The organism is Bacillus methanolicus MGA3, from assembly GCF_000724485.1.
GTDB classification, from domain to species: domain Bacteria; phylum Bacillota; class Bacilli; order Bacillales; family Cytobacillaceae; genus Bacillus_Z; species Bacillus_Z methanolicus_A.
On sequence record NZ_CP007739.1, the window covers coordinates 658434 to 679869 of the forward strand.

25 protein-coding genes are annotated in these 21436 nt (G+C 38.1%); 16 read left to right on the forward strand and 9 right to left on the reverse strand.

Features of this window, described 5'->3' with window-relative positions:
- Positions 1-135: 135 nt before the first annotated feature.
- Both BMMGA3_RS03270 and BMMGA3_RS03275 read left to right on the forward strand, forming a co-directional pair.
- Entirely contained in the window at positions 136-1077 is a 942-nt protein-coding gene (locus BMMGA3_RS03270) for a metal ABC transporter substrate-binding protein (protein WP_003347807.1), read from the forward strand.
- 195 nt (positions 1078-1272) lie between these two features.
- Positions 1273-1680: a GNAT family N-acetyltransferase gene (locus BMMGA3_RS03275; RefSeq protein ID WP_003347805.1), complete on the forward strand. Its 408-nt coding sequence runs from the start codon at positions 1273-1275 to the stop codon at positions 1678-1680.
- Between the two features lie 667 nt (positions 1681-2347).
- Here the strand turns inward: BMMGA3_RS03275 and BMMGA3_RS03280 are convergent.
- Positions 2348-2758, reverse strand: a complete 411-nt coding sequence (locus BMMGA3_RS03280) for a YjdF family protein (protein WP_003347801.1) — start codon at positions 2756-2758, stop codon at positions 2348-2350.
- Positions 2759-3049: 291 nt separating this feature from the next.
- On the reverse strand, positions 3050-3826 hold the full coding sequence (locus BMMGA3_RS03285) for a class I SAM-dependent methyltransferase (protein ID WP_003347798.1): 777 nt from the start codon (positions 3824-3826) through the stop codon (positions 3050-3052).
- 351 nt (positions 3827-4177) lie between these two features.
- Here BMMGA3_RS03285 and hutU point away from each other — a divergent pair, with 351 nt between their 5' ends.
- The 3 genes from hutU to BMMGA3_RS03300 all read left to right on the forward strand — a co-directional run bounded on the left by hutU (position 4178) and on the right by BMMGA3_RS03300 (position 8184).
- Complete coding sequence (hutU, locus tag BMMGA3_RS03290; RefSeq protein WP_003347796.1) at positions 4178-5842, forward strand: urocanate hydratase; 1665 nt, start codon at positions 4178-4180, stop codon at positions 5840-5842.
- Between the two features lie 69 nt (positions 5843-5911).
- Positions 5912-7213, forward strand: coding sequence for an imidazolonepropionase (gene hutI / locus BMMGA3_RS03295; protein WP_003347795.1), 1302 nt, complete (start codon positions 5912-5914; stop codon positions 7211-7213).
- A complete protein-coding gene (locus tag BMMGA3_RS03300) occupies positions 7186-8184 on the forward strand; it encodes an agmatinase family protein (protein ID WP_003347793.1) in 999 nt (332 codons plus the stop codon). Before hutI ends, BMMGA3_RS03300 begins: the two co-directional genes overlap by 28 nt.
- A 354-nt stretch (positions 8185-8538) precedes the next feature.
- Here BMMGA3_RS03300 and BMMGA3_RS03305 read toward each other — a convergent pair whose 3' ends face one another.
- The 3 genes from BMMGA3_RS03305 to BMMGA3_RS03310 all read right to left on the reverse strand — a co-directional run bounded on the left by BMMGA3_RS03305 (position 8539) and on the right by BMMGA3_RS03310 (position 9929).
- On the reverse strand, positions 8539-8730 hold the full coding sequence (locus BMMGA3_RS03305; RefSeq protein ID WP_003347791.1) for a YfhD family protein: 192 nt from the start codon (positions 8728-8730) through the stop codon (positions 8539-8541).
- Between the two features lie 96 nt (positions 8731-8826).
- A complete protein-coding gene (locus BMMGA3_RS17030) occupies positions 8827-8952 on the reverse strand; it encodes a YfhE family protein (protein WP_081485687.1) in 126 nt (41 codons plus the stop codon).
- A 68-nt stretch (positions 8953-9020) separates the two neighbouring features.
- Complete coding sequence (locus BMMGA3_RS03310) at positions 9021-9929, reverse strand: TIGR01777 family oxidoreductase (protein ID WP_003347790.1); 909 nt, start codon at positions 9927-9929, stop codon at positions 9021-9023.
- Positions 9930-10027: 98 nt separating this feature from the next.
- Between BMMGA3_RS03310 and recX the strand changes: the two genes are divergently transcribed.
- Both recX and BMMGA3_RS03320 read left to right on the forward strand, forming a co-directional pair.
- Complete coding sequence (gene recX, locus BMMGA3_RS03315) at positions 10028-10843, forward strand: recombination regulator RecX (RefSeq protein WP_003347789.1); 816 nt, start codon at positions 10028-10030, stop codon at positions 10841-10843.
- A 103-nt stretch (positions 10844-10946) separates the two neighbouring features.
- Entirely contained in the window at positions 10947-11279 is a 333-nt protein-coding gene (locus BMMGA3_RS03320) for a YfhH family protein (RefSeq protein WP_003347788.1), read from the forward strand.
- 66 nt (positions 11280-11345) lie between these two features.
- Here the strand turns inward: BMMGA3_RS03320 and BMMGA3_RS17035 are convergent, their stop codons facing one another.
- Positions 11346-11504 carry a YpzG family protein gene (locus BMMGA3_RS17035; RefSeq protein WP_003347787.1) on the reverse strand — a complete coding sequence of 53 codons (159 nt, stop codon included), beginning with the start codon at positions 11502-11504 and terminating at the stop codon, positions 11346-11348.
- Between the two features lie 19 nt (positions 11505-11523).
- Positions 11524-11697 (reverse strand): small, acid-soluble spore protein K, encoded by a 174-nt coding sequence (locus BMMGA3_RS03325; RefSeq protein ID WP_003347786.1) that lies wholly within the window; start codon positions 11695-11697, stop codon positions 11524-11526.
- A 129-nt stretch (positions 11698-11826) separates the two neighbouring features.
- On the opposite strand from BMMGA3_RS03325, the gene BMMGA3_RS03330 reads away from it, so the two are divergent.
- Positions 11827-12096 carry a YfhJ family protein gene (locus BMMGA3_RS03330; protein ID WP_003347785.1) on the forward strand — a complete coding sequence of 90 codons (270 nt, stop codon included), beginning with the start codon at positions 11827-11829 and terminating at the stop codon, positions 12094-12096.
- Between the two features lie 110 nt (positions 12097-12206).
- Here the strand turns inward: BMMGA3_RS03330 and BMMGA3_RS03335 are convergent, their stop codons facing one another.
- A complete protein-coding gene (locus BMMGA3_RS03335) occupies positions 12207-13187 on the reverse strand; it encodes a metal-dependent hydrolase (RefSeq protein WP_003347784.1) in 981 nt (326 codons plus the stop codon).
- An 82-nt stretch (positions 13188-13269) separates the two neighbouring features.
- Here BMMGA3_RS03335 and BMMGA3_RS03340 point away from each other — a divergent pair, with 82 nt between their 5' ends.
- On the forward strand, positions 13270-13578 hold the full coding sequence (locus BMMGA3_RS03340; protein ID WP_003347783.1) for a hypothetical protein: 309 nt from the start codon (positions 13270-13272) through the stop codon (positions 13576-13578).
- 49 nt (positions 13579-13627) lie between these two features.
- A complete protein-coding gene (gene mutY / locus BMMGA3_RS03345; RefSeq protein WP_003347782.1) occupies positions 13628-14737 on the forward strand; it encodes an A/G-specific adenine glycosylase in 1110 nt (369 codons plus the stop codon).
- Positions 14738-14765: 28 nt separating this feature from the next.
- Here the strand turns inward: mutY and BMMGA3_RS03350 are convergent, their stop codons facing one another.
- Positions 14766-14990, reverse strand: coding sequence for a hypothetical protein (locus tag BMMGA3_RS03350; RefSeq protein ID WP_003347780.1), 225 nt, complete (start codon positions 14988-14990; stop codon positions 14766-14768).
- A gap of 116 nt (positions 14991-15106) precedes the next feature.
- Between BMMGA3_RS03350 and fabL the strand changes: the two genes are divergently transcribed.
- The 6 genes from fabL (at position 15107) to BMMGA3_RS03380 (ending at position 21435) form a co-directional block, all read left to right on the forward strand.
- Positions 15107-15856, forward strand: coding sequence for an enoyl-[acyl-carrier-protein] reductase FabL (gene fabL / locus BMMGA3_RS03355; protein ID WP_003347778.1), 750 nt, complete (start codon positions 15107-15109; stop codon positions 15854-15856).
- A gap of 83 nt (positions 15857-15939) precedes the next feature.
- Positions 15940-16158, forward strand: coding sequence for a gamma-type small acid-soluble spore protein (locus BMMGA3_RS03360; protein WP_003347776.1), 219 nt, complete (start codon positions 15940-15942; stop codon positions 16156-16158).
- Between the two features lie 232 nt (positions 16159-16390).
- The gene (locus BMMGA3_RS03365) at positions 16391-16642 is read left to right on the forward strand and encodes a YgaB family protein (protein ID WP_003347774.1); all 252 of its coding nucleotides are present in this window, start codon (positions 16391-16393) and stop codon (positions 16640-16642) included.
- 315 nt (positions 16643-16957) lie between these two features.
- Positions 16958-17488, forward strand: a complete 531-nt coding sequence (locus tag BMMGA3_RS03370; RefSeq protein ID WP_003347771.1) for a nucleoside tri-diphosphate phosphatase — start codon at positions 16958-16960, stop codon at positions 17486-17488.
- A gap of 111 nt (positions 17489-17599) precedes the next feature.
- Entirely contained in the window at positions 17600-19348 is a 1749-nt protein-coding gene (locus BMMGA3_RS03375; RefSeq protein ID WP_003347769.1) for an ABC transporter ATP-binding protein, read from the forward strand.
- A gap of 131 nt (positions 19349-19479) precedes the next feature.
- Positions 19480-21435, forward strand: coding sequence for a PhoX family protein (locus BMMGA3_RS03380; protein ID WP_003347767.1), 1956 nt, complete (start codon positions 19480-19482; stop codon positions 21433-21435).
- Position 21436 lies beyond the last annotated feature (1 nt).

Below are 21436 nucleotides of genomic sequence, written 5' to 3' on the forward strand. Positions count from 1 at the left end.
AAATAATGAGTATAAGATACAATTCGTAATAGTTACGGTTTGTGAAATTCTAATAAACTCTGATTATACACATAACTATTCGTTTTAAATCGTAATAATTACTAATTAAAAACAATAATGGAGGGAAGGGGTAAAATGAAAAGACTAATATGTACATTTATTATTGTTCTTGTATTTTTAAGCGGCTGCGCTAATGCTATTCAAACGAAAGATAAAAAAGCTAATGAGGGAACTAAAAAATTACAAATTGTCACCACTTTTTATCCTATGTATTATTTTGCTCAAAAAGTTGCTGGCAGATCCGCAAATGTTGACCTTTTAATACCGAATGGTGTGGAACCACATGATTGGGAACCAACCACAAAGGATATGGCTAAAATTCAAAATGCAGATGTATTTATCTACAATAGCCGTTACTTTGAGACATGGACTGAAAAAGTATTGAAAAATATTAATCAATCCAACTTAAAAATTGTTGAGGCTTCCAAAAATATTGAATTAATAGATGCAGACTCAGAGGAAGATGGAAATCATCAAATCAAAGATCATTCTTCTAAAGACCCTCATGTATGGCTTTCTCCTGTGTTAGCTAAACAAGAGGTTGACAATATTGCTCAGGCTTTAGAGCAGAAAGACCCGAAAAATAAAGAGCAATATGAAAAAAATGCCGCAGCTTTTAAATCTCAACTTGATGATTTGGATAGCTTATATAAAGAAACGATTAATAAGGCGAGAAAAAAAGAATTTGTTACACAACACGCTGCATTTGGCTACTTGGCGAAACAATATGGATTAACTCAAATCCCGATAGCAGGATTATCCCCTGACGTAGAACCAAGTCTTGATAAATTGGCTGAATTAGCGGAATTAACAAAGAAGAAAAATATAAAGGTAATCTATTTTGAGGGACTTACTTCTTCTAAAGTGGCTCAAACCTTAGCCAATGAAATAGGTGCTAAAACAGAAGTTTTAAATCCATTAGAAGGATTAACTAAAGAAGAGCAAGATAAAGGACTTGACTATATAGGTGTTATGAAAAAAAACCTAGAGGCATTAAAAAAATCCATTTTAGAGTAATACTTCAATGACGCTTGGATCGCAGTTATCCAAGCGTTTTTCTTTCATTATTTATCAAGGCTATTCATATACTAATTGAGTGAATTATGGAAACAGTTTAGGCAGAAAAATCCGGTTTCTTAATCCATGGTGCAGTTTCGCTTATGGTTGGCTAAGGGGGACAGTTTGAAATAATTAGCTAAAACTTCAGAGAGAATGATTTTACTGAAAATTTATTCACATGATAAAATCGTCTTAAAAAGGAAAGTGGTGGAGAAAGTGGATCTTGTCCCTACTTTATGGAAAAAAGATGAATTTTCAATTTCTACTGAAAAGAGTTATTTGGACATGGATGTAATATTTAATTTCTTGAATAAGGAATCATATTGGGCAAATGGAATCCCCATTGAAATTGTTATGGAATCAATTAAAAATACTCCTCTATGTTTTGGAATTTATAAAGGAGACCCAACAAATGGTCCAGCACAGCTAGTTGGCTTTGGAAGAGTTATTTCAGATTTATCCACGTTTGCATATTTAGCTGATGTTTTCGTTCTAAAGCCTTTTCGCGGGTTAGGTTTATCAAAATGGTTAATGAGTGTTTATTTTTCTATCGGGGTTTGATCGTTGAATAAAAAAACAAAAAACGCTACCTTATCAAATATAAGGTGGCTTTTGATTTCTCGTCAAATGATTAATGAATCTAATGTAGATGTGGAATTTCTAGTAATATCCTAACCTAATAGTAGAGGCGACAGGATTTTATTAGAGAAATAATTTGTTTGTTTTTCATCTAACAGGTGCTTTAGCAGATAACAATGATTACAGGTATGATCTTAGCATAAGGAATTATATTGAAATTTTTGATGAGCTGTAAGAACTAATAGGTGAAAGCCCAAAAATTGGAACTATATTTCCTTTATAAAAATGAAAGATTCTTTTTGGCAGTTGTTCGAGCTTAATTCATAGCCACAAACTCAACTTTCTTTGAATCTGAAGCCAGAGTGCTTTTGCCCGAACAACCAAGTTAATATTCTAATATATCTTTTTTAAAAATATATGAATAATATGTTAACAATTCTTTTCGAAAAACGATTGGTTTGCATTTAGAAATTATTAATTACAAAATACATAACACAAGGTGGCATTAATGTTGAAAATGAACAAGAAATTCCTATTCCCTTCAATAATGGAAAGGAGCAGTGATTTTAACAAAAAAAGCGGGACTAGTCATCAATTAAAAAAATAGTTGATGATATCCCGCGCCCTTTAATAAAAAATATTATTCTAATTATTTACCACGATGCTTAGCTTTAGCTTTTTGACGTCTAATTTCTTGTTTTCGTTTTTTCATCTCTTCTCTTTGCTGACGAGTGAATACTTGTCTCTCTTTTTTTCTCTTTTCATGCTCCAATTTCAAAGCCTCTTGAGCATAAGAAGAAATTCCTTTCATTTTTAGTTCTCGAGCCACTAGCCTGGATAACCGCTTTGGATTAGCCCTTCGGTCACTAGAGGTTTTAATATCCACCTCTTGCGATAATTTGTTGGTCACTTCATCAATATTTTCGTGGATGAATTCCAGAATTTCACTATCCTTTGGTTCAGAACCAAATAAATACCTGCCAGCTTTTAACTTGCCATTATCATTTACCTCTACAACACCTACCCAAAATTGACCGTCATAGTAAACAGTCAGTTTCATAAATATTCCCCCTCTAAAAGTATTACGGGTAACGATGGACATCCCGAGGGGGGAAGGTTACTGACATGGACAAAGTTATGACCATGCGTTCGGACTACCAACCGAACCGTGTTTTTACGTACCCGTTTCATTATTTCCAACATTATATTTTATCATATATTTCCTTTAAATTCCATAATAACATCTCCCAAATGCTCACACTTCTAATTAGTATGGAGAAAGTAATAGTTTTGATCTTAACAGAGCCAGAAAGCAGGATAGTAAAAGAAGGAACCAATTTGGTCCCTTTTCTTATTCTTTTATTCCAATTACACGTATTCGTTTATAATCTGCGAACCATCCGCCGTTTTGAAATAAGACTCCTTTCAAGTTGTTTTCCACTTTAGTTATTATGAAATCCTTTGTTTCCTCGGTTAGCCCTTCGAACATACTATTACCGAACATTTGAATCCAATTTCTAATTCCATGATCTCCATCTAATGGCGTAAGTCTATCAAAATGTTGAGCAAAAATAACTCTAAAGCCCACTTCCTCCATTAACGTTGAATATTCGCCTATACTTGGAAAATACCAAGGAAATAGCTCTGCTTTAAATTCAATTCCTAATTTTTCGAATTGGTTAAGGATTTCATCAGTTATTATTTTAACATTCCCTTTACCGCCAAATTCTGCAACAAATCTGCCATCTTGTTTTAAAGCTTTATAAATGCAAATTAAAGCCTGCTTTGGAGGTTTTACCCAGTGAAGTGTGGCGTTCGAGAAAACAGCATCAAATTCACAATGATAATCAAGATTTAAAGCATCTTGTACTTCAAATTTTATATGTGGGTATTTCTTTTTGGCTTGATCTACCATATTTTCTGATTTATCAATACCAATAACATTTACTCCAAGTTTGTTAAGTTTATAAGCTAAATCTCCTGTTCCACAACCAAGGTCAAGGATATACTCACCTTTCTTCGGTGCTAACAACTCAATTAAATCTTCTCCAAATTTTGACACAAATGAATGTTTACTATCGTACAAATGAGCATTCCAATTATCGCTATCAATATTATTATTTAGCATATAGAGCACCTCTAAAATCACTGATTTCATGTTCTTTAACTATATAAAACAATAATTGGGAATATTTTAACAGATTGATATAGATTACTCAACAGCTATTAAAGAACGGTCTTTAGCGCAAAAAAATTCAGTAAGGTATACATTAGGCACCGTAAGAAGCATAGGATGAAATCAAATAAAAAATGGGTGCAGCCAACGTTCGATTCGCAATCGTAATAAAATGTAGAAATCTAAAATAATTATAGAATTAAAGTGTAAATGCTTATCTTCTACCGATTTACACCTCTATTCTTGCCGACTTTCATTTTTAAAACCTTAAATAGTAAGAATATTTAAAAAGCAGGTGAAGATATGACTTTCAATAAAATAAGAAGAGTCATTGAAAATTATGCAGGTTCGAAACTCCATACAAAGGGATGGATTCAGGAAGCGGCATTGCGAATGCTGTTTAATAACTTGAATCCTGATGTGGCAGAGCGTCCGGAAGATCTTGTTGTTTATGGTGGCATAGGAAAAGCCGCCCGCAACTGGGAATGCTTTGACGCGATAGTTGAAACATTAAAAAATCTTGAAAACGATGAAACGTTGCTCGTTCAGTCAGGTAAACCGGTTGCCGTGTTCAAAACACACGCTGATGCCCCAAGAGTTTTGATTGCCAACTCGAATCTCGTGCCGGCATGGGCAAACTGGGATCATTTTCACGAGCTTGATAAAAAAGGGTTAATGATGTACGGGCAAATGACCGCGGGAAGCTGGATTTACATCGGCACTCAAGGCATTGTGCAAGGAACATATGAAACATTTGCAGAGTGTGCCCGCCAGCATTTCAACGGCACTCTTGAAGGAACGATTACGGTAACTGCTGGTCTTGGCGGAATGGGAGGCGCTCAGCCTCTTGCAGTGTCACTTAATGGTGGTGTCAGCATCAACATCGAAGTTGACAAAAGTCGCATTCAGCGTCGCCGTGATACAAAATACCTTGATATAATGACGGATAACCTGAATGAAGCGATTAACTTAGCGATGGAAGCGAAGCGCAATAAAATAGGACTTTCGATTGGGCTTCTTGGCAATGCACCGGAAGTGTTAAACGCTATGCTTGCAAAAGGATTTATCCCTGATGTGTTAACAGACCAAACGTCTTCTCACGACTCAATCAACGGTTATATACCGATGGGCATGAGCCTGGAAGAAGCGAAAGAGGTCCGCACGAAAGATCCAAAAGGATATGAAGCAAAATCAAAGGCAAGTATTGCCGAACATGTCCGTGCGATGCTGAAAATGCAGGAGCTAGGAGCCATTACGTTTGATTATGGCAACAACATCCGCCAAGTGGCGAAAGACGAAGGCGTAGAAAACGCGTTTAACTTCCCTGGCTTCGTACCGGCTTACATTCGACCGCAATTTTGTGAAGGAAAAGGACCGTTCCGCTGGGTAGCACTTTCCGGTGATCCAGAGGACATTTACAGAACAGATGAAGTCATTTTACGCGAGTTCAGTTACAATACCCATCTTTGCAACTGGATTAAAATGGCGCAGAAGCGAATTACGTTTCAAGGGCTTCCAGCTCGCATTTGCTGGTTAGGCTACGGAGAACGGGCGAAATTTGGAAAAATCATAAACGATATGGTAGCCCGTGGGGAATTGAAGGCGTCGATCGTTATTGGCCGCGATCATTTAGATTCCGGCTCTGTTGCTTCTCCAAACCGTGAAACAGAAGCAATGAAAGACGGTAGTGATGCTGTTGCAGACTGGCCAATCTTGAATGCTCTTGTTAACGCGGTAGGCGGGGCAAGCTGGGTATCCGTTCATCATGGCGGCGGAGTAGGGATGGGGTATTCGCTTCATGCCGGCATGGTCATTGTCGCTGACGGATCGAAGGAAGCAGAAAAACGCCTTGAGCGGGTTCTTACAACAGATCCCGGAATGGGGATCGTTCGTCATGTCGATGCCGGTTATAAGCTTGCGATTCAAAAAGCAAAAGAAAAAGGCCTCAACATTCCAATGCTAAAGTAGAGGAAAAACGCGAAATGAAGGATTGGATGTCTACCAATTCCAGCTAAAACAAAAAGAAGGAGAGACATCATGAACAAGAAACCATTATTGATTCGGAATGCAAGCCAAATGGTGACACTTGCAGGAAGCAGTGATGCTCCTCTGACCGGCAAACAGATGGAACAACTCCAAATTATAGAAAACGGAAGTGTTTGGCTCGAAGATGGTGTAATCCAGTTTGTCGGAAAAGACGAAGAAGTGGCTCAAATCTATAAGGATCGTTTAAATGAAGCAGAAATTATCGATGCAACTGGTAAGCTTGTTACTCCGGGTTTAGTTGATCCACATACCCATTTAGTTTTTGCGGGTAGCCGGGAAAACGAATTTAATATGCGTCTGGAAGGCGCCACCTATATGGAAATTATGAATAACGGCGGCGGGATCCATGCAACGACTTCTGCAACAAGGAAAGCAACCCACCAAACACTTTTTGAAGAAAGCAAAAAACGTCTCGACCAATTCTTGTTGCATGGTGTTACGACAGTTGAAGCAAAAAGCGGATACGGTCTTTCACTCGAACATGAAATCAAGCAGTTGGAAGTGGCGAGAAAGCTTCATGAGCAACATCCGGTTGATATCGTTCAGACGTTCATGGGGGCACATGCGGTTCCTTTTGAATATAAGGAAAACCCGGATGAGTTTGTAGACTATATCATTCATGACATGATTCCTGAAGTGGCACGTCGCAAGCTTGCAGAATTTAATGATGTTTTTTGTGAACGAGGAGTTTTTACACCTGATCAGTCAAAACGCATTCTTGAATCCGGACTTCAACACGGGCTCCTTCCAAAAATCCATGCAGATGAAATTGAGCCATATGAAGGTGCAGAATTAGCGGCAGAAATTGGTGCTGTATCGGCTGAACACCTATTAAAAGCATCGGATAAGGGAATCGCAGCGCTTGCGGAAAAAGGTGTTATTGCCGTTCTTTTACCGGGCACGGCATTTTTCTTGATGGCAGAGTCTGCGAACGCAAGGAAAATGATTGACGCAGGAGTGCCGGTAGCTCTTTCTACCGACTGTAATCCTGGCTCATCACCAACCGTTTCGATGCCGCTCATCATGAATCTTGGCTGCCTGAAAATGGGGATGACACCGGCGGAAGTTCTTACAGCCGCTACGATCAATGCTGCTCATGCGATTAACAGAGGAAAAGAAATCGGCAGCATCGAGAAAGACAAGAAAGCGGACATTGTCATTTTTGATGTACCGAACTATATGGTTCTTCAATACCGTTACGGCATCAACCATGTACACACTGTTATAAAAAGCGGTGAAGTGGTTGTTGATGGAGGGAGATTAGTTTGCGCCAATACCCGTATCCACAGCTAAAATCGCCCGCCTTTACATGGGACAGAAGTACAAAAACCGATGAACCGAAAGTAAACGAATGGATTCAAACGCTCGATGCAACTGATAATGAGAAAATCAATTGGTCCAACTTTGATGTTGCTATCCTTGGCGTTCCGTTGTCACGTTCATCGATTTCGGCTTCAGCAGCAAGTGAAACCCCGGATGCATTACGACGGACGTGGAAATATTTTACGACTTATAACCTGGATTATGATGAAGATCTTTCTGAGCTTAATGTTGTTGATCTTGGCGACGTTCGCCAGCATGTAACGAACATCGAAATTTGTCACACGAATATAAAAGAAGCAATGATCAGCATGCGCACCAATCACCCTAAAGTCATGCCTGTTGTCATGGGCGGCGATCACTCCATAACTGCAATGCTCGTGAAGGGCTGGAAAGAGGTACATTCTAACGAGCGAATCGGAATCTTGCAGCTTGACACGCATTTTGATTTACGAGATTTGTCCGATAACGGACCAAGTAACGGCACTCCGATCCGAAATTTGATCGAAAGCGGTGTGATCAAAGGTGAAGATGTGTACAATATCGGTCTTCACGGTTTTTTTAACACCCGGTCGTTAAAAGCATACGCGGACAAAAAAGGTGTGAACTATATTACGATGAGGGAAGCGCGGAAAAAAGGGATAGAAATTACAATAACCGAAGCATTAGAACAGCTTAGCGAAAAAGTTGATACAATTTATTTCACTATCGATATGGATGTTCTTGATATGAGTTACAGTCCTGGTGTTCCAGCTTCAACTCCCGGCGGTATGAGAAATGACGAACTGTTTGATGCTGTTTACCTCGCTGGAAGGTGCCCGAAGGTGAAAGCGATGGACATCGTTTGTCTCGATCCTTACAAAGACAACGGAGAGATTACTGTCAAAACAGCTGTCCATGCGATGCTTTCCTTCTTGACGGGATTAAAGCTTAGAAAAAGTTAAAGGCAGTTTCACATTCTCATAATTTTATTTGAAGAAACCAATTTCCGCCCTCATTTAAGAATGGCATTTTTAAGAGTTTTCGTTGACAGTAGTTCCTGCTGAATTTGCTTTTTTACTTATTCAGATACTTATCCACAACAAAAAATTGATTATGGCACTACTCCACAAGTTTATTCACATTATCCACAATTTTAAGGGCTATTCCCATATTTTTCACAAGCCTTAATTATAAAGTGTTGAAAAGTGCTCCCAAAATTTATCCACTTTATACACATCCTTGTGGATAAATGAAGAGTCATTAAGTGTTTAATAATTGAATTTTAAAGAAGCAGGGAAATGCCCCTGCTTCTTTTCTTATTTTCTTTTTGTTCTTTGTTTTACACGTTGGTTTGCTGCATTTGCCCTAGCAAGAGCTTCCATGTCCTCCTGATCGGCCAGTTCGGTTGAAAATTCCTCGTCTATACCATCTGATTTAAGGTTTTTTGGAACTTGTGGAAGTGATGCTTTGTTTTTATCTCTTGATTTTTGTCCACGTCCTCGACCCATTTTAAAAAACCCCTTTCGAACAAAAAGTACGGAAAACAAAAGCTTTCCGTACTTATATCATTTGCTTTATTAGGGGCATGTATTATTGGTAAATGCTTAATGTCTGGATCTTCTTTCAGTATAGCCGCCAGCACGATCTGCTATTTTAAATTCTCGTCTGTATGTAACCTCTTGAGCGCTTGATAATGTACTTTTCATTTTGTCTCTTTTCTTCTTGTCCATTTTCACATTCCTTTCATTGTGCTAAATTCTTTTCCTAGTTTTTCCTTACTCGAAAAGATTCATACACATTATTGATAAATATCCTTTAATGCACTTTTTAAATCCGGAAAGAGAAAAGTAAAACCGTTTTCTTCAAGTTTTGCTGGCAAAACTTTCTGGCCTTCCAGTACGAGAATGCTCATTTCTCCTAAAATTAGTTTTAGTGCAATTTCGGGAACCGGCAGCCAATGGGGACGATGAAGAACACTACCAAGCGTTTTTCCGAATTCTTTCATTGTTACAGGATATGGAGCCGTAAAATTGACAGGTCCACTAAGTCGTTCATTTTCTATACAAAATTGTATTCCTCTTATTACATCTTTAAGATGAACCCAAGATACCCATTGATCTCCGGACCCGACTGTTCCCCCGGCAAATAATTGATATGGAAGAGCCATTCTTGGCAAGGCGCCGTCATATTTATCCAGAATTATGCCAAATCGGCATAAAACAGTCCGGATACCAAAATCGGAATCGGCTTTCATGGCCGTATTTTCCCATGCATGTACCGTTTCTGCCAAAAAATCATTACCAGTTTCTTTTGAGTCCTCTGTGAAGGTTTTTAGATTGGAGGTCCCGTAAATGCCTACTGCACTAGCATTAATAAGGGCAGTTGGTTTTTTGTTTAATTGGCTGATTATTTTGAGTATGCTTTCTGTAACATGCATTCGGCTATTTTTTATCTTCATTTTCTGTTTAGCCGTCCATCTTCCGTTATTAATCGACTCGCCTGCAAGGTTAATGATAATATCTGTTCCTTCTACGATTTTTTGAGGGTTGTCTCCTTCACTGAGCCATTTGATAAAGCGGCAGTTGTTATTATTATTTATTCGATCAGCGTTGCGAGTAAGGACAATTATCTCATGTCCTTTTTTTGCTAAATCAGCCGCTAAAGCTTTTCCGACAAAACCGGTACCGCCTGTTATTGTGATTTTCATTTAATCCGCCACCTTTATTTTCTTTATCTTTAGATTTACGATGCTTGGCTAAAGAAAACCTTTTTTCATATGGTACATTTAATGTAGAGGTGATTTTTGTGGCTGTGATTACGAAAATAACTGCCCAGCAAAAAAATCAGGAACGCTACAACATTTTTATGGATTTTGGCAAAGGGGAAGAATATGCATTCAGTGTTGATGAAGACACATTAATAAAATTTAAGTTGAAAAAAGGGCTTGAAGTGGATTCGTATCTTTTGACAGAGATTCAATATCAAGACGATATTCGAAAAGGATATAACCTCGCAGTAAATTATTTAGCGAAAAGAATGAGGTCTGAAGGAGAAGTCCGAAATTACCTGACTGAAAAAGAGATTGATGAGCCGATTATAAAAGAAGTTATTTTAAAACTATATGAATACAATTTTTTAGATGACCGAGAGTATGCGAAGGCATATGTTAGAACTCAGAAGAAAACTACTGACAAAGGGACCGAGCTTATTCGCAAAGAATTAAAAGAAAAATGGATAGACGAAAATTTGATTGAGGAGGCTCTTAATGAGTACTCTATCGAAGAGCAAATGGAAACAGCTATTAAAGTAAGTGAAAAATACCTTTCAAAAAACCGCTTTGAATCGGAAAGAACGTTAAAATTAAAGCTTGAACATCTCCTCAAAAGAAAAGGCTTTTCTTTTGATGTGATTCAAGCTGTTCTGCGTGATGCCAATTTCGAAAAAAAAGATGAAGAGGAAATGGATGCGATACGGCATCATGGCGAAAAACTAAAACGAAAATATAATCAATTTACACGATATGAGTTTGAACAAAAAATGAAGCAGGCGTTATACAGGAAAGGTTTTTCTATTGAACTGATCGAAACATATTTGCGTGAATCAAAACAGGACAATAAATAAAAAAGCTAAGTTATGTATGTTTCTTTATTTTACGTGAAAATTTCACTATACTGAAATTGGAAAAAACAATAACAAGTGCATCGGCAAGTTTAGGAGTGAAAAAATGCAGCAAAAACGTTATAGTGAAATGACTGAATATGAACTTCAACAGGAGATTGCAAAACTTCATGAAAAAGCACGTAAAGCGGAACAAATGGGGATGGTCAATGAATTTGCCGTGTTAGAAAGAAAAGCTGCCATGGCGAAATCATATTTGTTAAATCCTGAAGATTTTAAGCCTGGAGATATATATCAAATTGAGGGCGATCCTGGCGCGTATTTCAAGATTTACTATCTAAACGGTGTTTTTGCTTGGGGATACAGGTTAAATGGAAATGGAAAAGATGAAGCCCTTCCTATTTCGATGTTAAAAAAGTTAGAAGAGACTGGATCATAAGGATCTGATTCCCTCCAACAATGACAATATGATTGTTTTGGAGGGGTTTGGTCCCCTCCAATATTATTACGATTGTTTTCTTGTTTGTTTTTTTAAAATAATAAGGTCTTGCGTTAGTTGGGTTTCTCCGTTTACTTGAGAATGGGCATGTTTTGGATTATACCACGGAGCGGTAAACGAACTGGAATTAGGATTATTATCAAAATATTTTTTTATATTACCCATTTTATATCCACCTCACCTTTTAAGACAATTCGGTTGTGTCTTTGCTTCGATCAGATGATGCCTTCATCCGTTCTTGCGGATGTGTATTAATTGTTCCATCTGCTCTTGTTGAGGCATATTCAGCTTTCGCTCGAGGTTCACCCTCTAATTTGATGGTTTTTGGAGTTGGGTAATTTCTTGCTTTATTCCGCATTTGAAACCCTCCCAAAGACAGTTTGCAACGTGATGCAAATCATTCATTCATTTGCAGTTCACGTTATCAATAGTATTTGATTAAGAAGGGACAACTAAACGTTAAATAAATGGTAATGGGGTGGTTCATTTGAAGGATTATCAAGAAAGGCTTGCAGAAATATTAGCTGAAAAAAATCAGCATTTATCATACACACAGGCTTTAACATGGGTTGAGCTTCTTTGGGATGATTTTGAGACCACTTATGCAAAAGCCGGGAGGGAATATAAGGGAAGCGAGATGACCGAAAGAATTGTCCGGCAGTGGATCGAAAATTATGGTGATAAGCTTCATGAATTTGTTGCAAGAAATCCAAAATATAAGCATTTGCTTGAGTTGGGGCAAAAAGATGTTCATTAAAAAACTGGGGCCAGGTGATGGTGAAAATACCTGGTCCCTTCTTATAAATTCCAGTCCCTCACTGTGTTAAAGTTTTAAAGTGTTGATGGCCAGTCTTCGATCTTTTTCATTTATCCGGGAATAATATCTAGCTTTTTCCTGAGCTTTTCCTCACTGAAAATCCAACCTGTATAGGAACGGAGAATATTCAAATTCTTGTCGAGTTGTACGACAGCAACAAAAGGGTAATATCCGTTGCTGCGGTAGCGTAAGTCGATAAAGCGAACCTCATAATAATTGTCATATTCATCTAGTTCCCAGCGGTAAACTGGTGAAAACGATAGAAAAGCGGAGAGGTTTTTATCTTTTTTTGCAACCTCCAAAACAGGTGATTTAGGAATGGGGACCCGATTGAACTGGTCAAGGATGCGTACATGTTTTTTATAAGCTCTGCCTACAAAAAATTGGTGTTTATTGGTGACAGCAATCCGCCACTGATGGAATTTTATCGTTGGCGCAATGATAATTTCCGATGCATCAGGTATCACTTTTTTTACAGCTTTTAGTATTATTCGTTTGTACTGGAAACGGATGATATAGTACACAATAATTACTGAATAGATGGCAAGAAACGTATAACCTGGATGTGCACCTAACGCCCAGAGAAATAAACCCATTACATGAATTGAGAAAATAAACGGATCGAAGGTATTTATAACCCCCAGTGCGACCCATTTCGACGAAAATGGACGCAAAGCCTGCGTGCCGTAGGCATTAAATATGTCGACAAAAACATGAAGGAAAACAGCCACAAATGTCCAAATCCATAAATGAGGCAAATTAGCTTCAGGGAAAAACGGATAAATAAGTGCGACAATGGCAAAAGGCCATATGAGTACGGCTGGTATTGAATGTGTAATTCCCCTGTGATTTCGGATATAAACAGCATTGTTTTTAAGCTTTAATAATGTATCTATATCAGGTGCCTGTGAACCGATGATGGTGGCTATTAACACACTGCTTGCTGTTGCCGAGCTTTCCATGACAGCAGGGTCAAGAGTAGCCAGTCCGCCAAGTGCCAGTCCCATAACTACGTGAGTGCCGGTGTCCAAGAGGAAAGCGCCTCCTTTTAAAATTAGTCATAGTTGCATGAACGTCAAATTAATAAAACTTGCATCAAAGGAGATGTGAAAATTGAAAAAACAGCTCCAAATGATTGTCTATTATGAGGTTAAAGATTCATTTTTTTCTCAATATAAAAAAGCGATGGATCATATAGTTGCTTTGCTGCCCTTATTCGGAGCGGAAGATATTAAGTGGAGGCAGATTGATTCAAAGCCTTATCGTGTAGTCGAATCTTTCCTCCTTCCCACTGAATCACACTATTTTGCTTTGAAAAAATTGAGAAAATCGAAAAATCATACTGTTTTCGGCTGCCTTGACCAATTCATTTCCGGAGGGCTTCAGCAAGTCGAGTGTTGTGCATTAAAAAAGGAACTGTAATATAATATGTCCATCTTTCAGTAAAGTTTAACATCTTGGAGGAACAAAAGTGTCGAAAACACATTTAGAAACGATTGAGAAAATGGATATTCAATCCTTTCAGCAAGATTTAATCAGCTGGTTCGAAAGAGAACAGCGGATTCTTCCTTGGAGAAAAGATCGGGACCCGTATAAAATCTGGGTTTCCGAAATTATGCTTCAACAGACGAGAGTAGAAACAGTGATTCCTTATTATAATCGTTTTATAGAACAATTCCCAACGATTGATGCCCTTGCAGAAGCAGATGAAGAAAAAGTATTAAAAGCGTGGGAAGGGCTTGGATACTATTCCAGGGCTAGAAACTTGCAGGAAGCTGTTAGAGAAGTTAAGGAAGTTTACGGCGGAAAAGTGCCGGATTCACGTGAAAAGATTGCTTCTCTTAAAGGTGTAGGGCCGTATACAGCCGGTGCCATTCTTAGTATAGCGTATGGTCTGCCGGAACCGGCAGTTGATGGCAATGTAATGAGGGTATTATCAAGAATTTTAACGATTTGGGAAGATATTGCAAGGCAGGCAACCCGAAAAATATTCGAAGAAGCCGTCAGAAAGCTGATTTCTTATGAAAATCCTTCCTACTTTAATCAAGCTCTAATGGAACTGGGGGCGATTATCTGCACTCCTACTTCTCCATCCTGTTTATTATGCCCGGTTAGAGAACATTGCCAGGCCTTTCACGAAGGCGTTCAAGAAAACTTGCCGGTAAAAACGAAAAAGAAGAAGCCAAAAAATGTGCAGCTTGCTGCAGCTGTGCTTTCAGATCAGGATGGAAACATTCTTATTCATAAACGGCCAAGCTCTGGCTTGCTCGCTAATCTTTGGGAATTTCCAAATACGGAAATCAATCTAACAATAAAAAATGATAAGGAGCAGTTATCGCAGTTTCTTAAACGCGAATACGGAGCAGATGCCATTATAGGGGAAGCAATAGGCCAAATTGAACATGTTTTTTCGCATGTAGTGTGGAATATTAACGTGTATAAAGGGACTATATTAAATAAAATAAAAGAAAACGATCATATAAGATTTGTTTCGCCTAAAAATCTCAAAGAATTTGCATTTCCTGTCTCTCATCAGAAAATGTTTACTCAATATTTAGAGTCAAACAGGAAAACGCTTTAACTTAAGCGTTCTCCATTTCGATGTACACTCAATCGAATGAGGTTTTCGTTCCATGAGAATAATTTGCTTCTGTGCGTTCAAGTCCCCCGCGCCGTTCAATTTCTTTTATAATTTCACGATGGATTGTCTGCCCTTCTGCATTTAAATAAGGAACCATCTGCTGAAGTGAATGATGAAAAAAGGCCAGTTCACTTTTTTCCCATTCTGTTTTCGGCAACATTGAAAGCTCGGTCATATCACGGCCAACATACATCACAAACACCCTTTCACCACATTTATATGATCTAAACCTAGTTTTTTTCTAACATTGTTTTCTATACATGGAAAAGTTAAAATATAAATAAAACGAGAAAAGAAAGGATTTTTGCTATGAGTCAAAAAGTAGCACTCGTAACAGGCAGCAGCAGAGGAATTGGCAAAGCAACAGCATTGCGGTTAGCCAAAAAAGGGTATGATATCGTTATTAATTATGCAAGAAGCAAATCAGCAGCACTTGAAACTGCAGGAGAAATAGAGCAATTAGGCAGGAAAGCGCTCGTTGTAAAAGCAAACGTTGGTGACGTTGAGAAAATTAAAAATATGTTTGAACAAATTAACAACGAATTCGGCAGACTTGATGTTTTTATCAATAATGCAGCTTCCGGAGTTCTTCGGCCGGCGTTGGAGATTGAAGAGTCCCATTGGGATTGGACAATGAATATTAACAGCAAGGCATTATTGTTCTGTGCAAAGGAAGCGGCCAAATTAATGGAAAGAAGCGGCGGCGGTAAAATTGTCAGCATAAGCTCGTTAGGATCCATTCGCTATTTGGAAAATTATACAACTGTCGGTGTTTCAAAAGCTGCTTTAGAAGCTTTAACAAGATATTTGGCGGTCGAATTAGCGCCAAAAAATATTGTTGTTAATGCTGTATCCGGGGGAGCGATTGATACGGATGCATTAAAACATTTTCCAAATCGGGAGGAACTTCTTCGGGAAGCAAAAGCAAAAACGCCTGCGGGCAGAATGGTGGAAATCGAAGACATAGTGAATACGATTATGTTCTTAATTTCAGATGAAGCAAGCATGATTAGAGGGCAAACAATCATTGTAGATGGAGGAATCTCTCTGTTAGTATAAATTTAATTGGTTTATTTTGGTATAAAAATGCTGGATAATTTCTTCCGCGAATGGATAAATTATTGTTCGTGGAGGTGATTACGATGGCAAACAATCAACAGCCAAATAAATCGCAAGCTGGTACTAACATTCAAGAAGTAAGACAACAAAACGCTCAGTCAGCTCAAAGTCAGGCAGCTGGTCAAGGTCAATTTGGTACTGAGTTTGCAAGTGAAACTAATGCTCAAGAAGTAAGACAACAAAACCAACAAGCTGAAGCGAAAAAGGCACAAAATTCCGGCCAATCCGGACAAAGCAATTAATAGCATAAGTTTTGGCACTCTTATTCGTAAGAGTGCTTTTTTATTTCCTAAATATTGGATCTCCTTTTTGAAGAAATTTGATATTTTTTTAAAATCATTTCCACTACTTCAAACGATAATCGTTAATAAACCATTCGACAAAACTTCCTCTCCATCAACATAAGTAGATAAAGGAGTTTAGAAGCCATCCACGAATAAATATATTAAAGAAACAAATGGGACGGTGATTGATATGCAGATGTTTAACCGCTTAGTAAATGAACAGATGAAAACAATGGAGAAGCTGTTGTATTTACAGAGTGAACTAGAACGTTGCCAAGAAATTGAACGTGAATTAATAATTCTGCAGGAAGAAGCTGAGCTTGAAAGCATCCAGTTGGAAATTGCAAAAATGAAAGAGGAACTGAAGGAAATACATAGAATATTTGGACTGCAGACAGAAGAGGTTATTCGGATTTATCAGGCTTCAAAAATTACATGTTAATGTTAGTCATTGTCTTTGAATGTCTTAAGCAGATCTTTTGCCGAAAATCAAGATTTTCTCTAAAGAGTCATAAAAAATGGCTCTTTTGTTTTAAATTCTTTTTTTAACCGTTATAATAATATAGAATAGGCTTCTTTCCTTGTTGTCTTTTCTCGATTGTTATCTCTGTATAAAAGAGTCTCAAACATGGAAACAATCTTCTTTAGAGGGAAGACCAATCGGAATTTGTCATCAGCCAAATTTTCACAATCAGGTGGCTGGATGTAATTACTTGTATATGTTGCAAAGCGTCCGGGATGAAAGTAGGGGTGAAAAATGGGCGTACCCATCGAAGGTGAATCAATTCAAATTCATAGTTATAAGCATAATGGGCACATCCATCGCGTCTGGGAAGAAACGACTGTATTAAAAGGGACGCAAAATCTTGTTATTGGCGGAAATGACCGTTCAATGGTTACAGAAGCAGATGGAAGGACCTGGATTACAAGGGAGCCTGCTATTTGTTATTTCCATTCACAGTACTGGTTCAATATTATTGGAATGATCCGGGAAGACGGAGTTTATTATTACTGTAACTTAAGTTCACCTTTTATATATGATAATGAAGCGTTAAAATATATCGATTATGATTTGGATATAAAGGTATTTCCTGATATGACATTTAATATATTGGACGAAGATGAGTATGAGCGACACAGAAAAGAAATGAATTACCCAGATGTGATCGACCAAATTTTGAAAAGAAATGTTGCCAAACTGATCCGGTGGATCCGTCAGCGTAAGGGTCCATTTTCACCTGATTTTATTGATATTTGGTATGAACGCTATTTGACATACAGACGCTAATTTTTGGATGTAAGTCCTGACCCGCAGCCTGTTGATACCGATTCAACAGGTTTTTTATATGTTTGAACTAGAAAAAAGAGAAAGATTTACTGTACCGGAGGGGGAGAAGGCTTGGACAGTATTCGAAGGTATTTACACTTTGTTAAACCGTATCGTTTGCAAATTATTGGGACGATCATTATTGGAGTAATCAAATTTGCCATTCCCCTGTTAATTCCACTGATAATTAAATATGTCGTTGATGATATCGTTTCAAATGATGTTCTTACAAAAGAGGATAAAATTAATAAATTGTATTGGATAATGAGCTTGATGCTCATCGTGTTTGTCGTACTTCGCCCTCCGATCGAATATTACCGCCAATATTTTGCCCAGTGGACTGCAAACAAAATATTATACGATATTCGGGACCGTCTTTTTACGCATCTTCAAAAATTAAGCTTTAAATATTATGCAAATACAAGGGCGGGAGAAGTAATATCCAGGGTTATTAACGATGTTGAGCAGACAAAGACTTTTGTCATTAGCGGTTTAATGAATTTATGGCTGGATACGGCTACGATTGTTATTTCCATAGCCATTATGTTTACGATGGATGTTTCTTTAACGATTGTTTCATTGATATTATTACCGTTTTATGCTTTCTCTGTTAATTATTTTTTTGGAAATTTGCGGAAGCTTACGAGGGTTCGTTCGCAAGCTCTTGCAGAAGTTCAGAGCTATTTGCATGAGAGAGTACAAGGAATGGCTGTTATTAAAAGCTTTGCGATTGAAGATTTTGAACAAACTCAATTTGATAAGCAAAACAGACACTTTTTAGCAAAAGCTTTAAACCATACACGCTGGAATGCAAAAGCTTTTGCCGTTGTTAATACGATAACCGATATTGCACCACTAATTGTCATTGGCTATTCAGGTTATCAGGTGATCCAGGAAAATTTATCATTGGGAACAATGGTTGCATTTATTGCTTACATTGACAGGCTTTACAATCCGTTAAGGCGGCTAGTCAATTCTTCAACATCTTTAACGCAATCATTCGCTTCGATGGACAGGGTTTTTGAGTTAATGGATGAAAAATATGATATTGAAGACTCCCCTGGTGCAATCGAATGTAAGGAAGTTCATGGGGATATTACTTTTGAAAATATAAGCTTCTCCTATTCTTCAGAAGAAGAAACTGTTTTAAGAAATATAAACCTTGAGGTGAAAAAGGGAGAAACAGTTGCCTTTGTCGGCATGAGCGGCGGAGGAAAATCATCTCTAGTAAGTTTGATTCCAAGATTTTATGATGTGACATCAGGTAGAATCTTGTTGGACGGGAAGGATATAAGAACTTTTAAAGTAAGGAGTCTCAGAGATAAAATCGGGATGGTTCTGCAGGACAATATTTTGTTTAGTGAGTCTGTTAAATTGAATATCCTGCTCGGCAAGCCTGATGCTTCCGATGAAGAAATCATTGAAGCGGCAAAAGCTGCAAATGCCCATGAATTTATTATGAATTTGCCTGATGGTTATGACACAACAATAGGAGAAAGAGGTGTCAAATTGTCCGGAGGCCAAAAACAGAGAATCGCGATCGCCAGAGTTTTTCTTAAGAATCCGCCAATACTGATTTTGGATGAAGCAACCTCAGCCCTCGATTTGGAAAGTGAACATTTGATTCAGGAGGCTTTAGAAAAATTAGCAAAGGACCGAACCACATTTATTGTCGCACACCGGCTATCGACTATTACCCATGCTGACAGAATTGTCTTAATTGAAAATGGGGAAATATCCGAACAAGGAACCCATGAAGAATTGATGAAGAAACAAGGCGGTTACTATAAACTATTTCAAGTGCAGCAGATCGACCATTAATAGTGTCGGCTTTTTTTTACCTAAATTTTCATGTAAATATTAACATTCATTTTACTAATCTATAAAAATATTTTAACAATACTTCTGTTAAATAGAGTTAGGAAATTTATTCTATCTCAAGGAGGAAGATGATGAAAAAGAAAGGAATTGCCATTGCTTTGGCTCTTGGGATTTTGGCACCAACATTGCATCCAGTTAAAGCCGCGACAAAAGAAGTAAAGATTGAATCGGTCACATTTAACGGTTCGAGAGTGCCAGCTACCGTTGAAGAAATGAGCAAACCGTTTACAACAGCTTCAGTTGTCGTAAAGTATTCGAATGGAAAAACAAAAAAATTCCCGCTTACATATAAAGAGCTATTTAAAACAACAGATAAATTTAAAATGTCAAATGGAGAAGTTTTCCAAGCTGGTACTCCGACGGATTATTATGGCGACCCCATTACGGACAAATCGGTGGATGGAAAACCTGTTCATTATGTATCTGACGCACCAGATGCAAACAGTCTGCTTCGACCAATGAAAGACGGTTCTTTGTACCTTGTTTCTCATTATGAATATGATTCGCTGGACAACGCAGGCAACCCGGCTTGGCGCCGCGTACCGGCTTCGATGACGTTAACGAAGCTGTATCAAAACATGAAAACAGGAGAGCTAAAAGTTTCAACAGTTGACAAAATTGACTTTTCAGCAGTTAACGGTTTATGGGTGCCGTGCAACGGTTCATTAACACCTTGGAATACCCACTTAGGTTCAGAAGAATATGAGCCTGATGCCCGCTCATTTGAATTTGACACACCAGATAAGCTCAGTCAATCAACAGCTCATTTAAAAGATTTTGCAAAGCTATATTTTGATGATGAGAAAAAAGCAAACCCTTATAATTACGGCTTTATTCCTGAAGTATTTGTCAGTTCTGACGGTATGACGCGTGTCGTAAAACATTATAGTACTGGACGCCGTTCCAATGAATTGATGGTTGTTATGCCGGATGAGCGTACTGCTTATTTTGGTGACGACGGAGAATATACAACGCTGTTTATGTACGTTGCTGATAAACCGCGTGATTTGTCAGCAGGGACATTATATGCGGCGAAATTTACGCAAACAAGTGCGGAAAACGGCGGAGCAGGCAATTTAGAATGGATTAAACTTGGACATGCAAGAGATAGTGAAATTAAACGTATGATTGATAAAGGTATTAAATTCAGCGATATTTTTGAAGTGTCTGATGTACCGAAGGAAGGTTTTATCCCTGTTAAGCAATACTCAGGCCAGAGTGCCAATTATGGTAAAATAGAATATTTAAAACTGAAGCCTGGGATGGAAAAAGCTGCGGCATTCCTAGAAACGCGCCGTTACGCGGCGATGTTGGGAGCAACAAGCGAGTTTAATAAAATGGAAGGCTTAGCGGTGAATGCGAAAGACAAAAAAGTATATGTAGCGATTTCTGATATTGGGAAAGGTATGGAGAAAAACGACCAAGACCCTACGGATCACATTCAGTTTGCAAAAGTGAAAGCTGGTGCGGTTTATGAGCTGAGCTTAAAGCCAGGACAGAAGAATATAACTGGTGAGCCGATTAGCAGCGGATATGTAGCTTCTACAATGAAGGCGCTTCTTGTTGGCGAAGATTTAGCGCAGCCGGACGCTTATGGGAATAAAGCGAACGTGAATAAAATTGCTGGTCCGGACAACTTAAGCTTCTCTGAGGATTATCGCACATTGTTTATCGGGGAAGATAGCAGCCAACATATTAACAATTTTGTATGGGCGTATAACGTTGATACGAAAAAGTTATCTCGCGTTTTATCCATTCCGGCTGGTGCAGAGGCAACTGGACTTCAAGCGGTCGATAACAGAAATGGATTTAGCTACCTAATGAGCAACTTCCAGCATCCAGGAGACGAATTAGACAATTTTGCGCCGACAGCGGTAAAAATTGAGGATGTGAAAAAAGCTGTTGACGCAACATATGGAATTGATCAAGCTGGTGCAGTCGGTTATATTCATGGATTACCGAATATTAAAAAGCTGCAGGAAGAATTAAAGAAACAGCCAAAAACACAACAAAGAAAAAATAGATAAA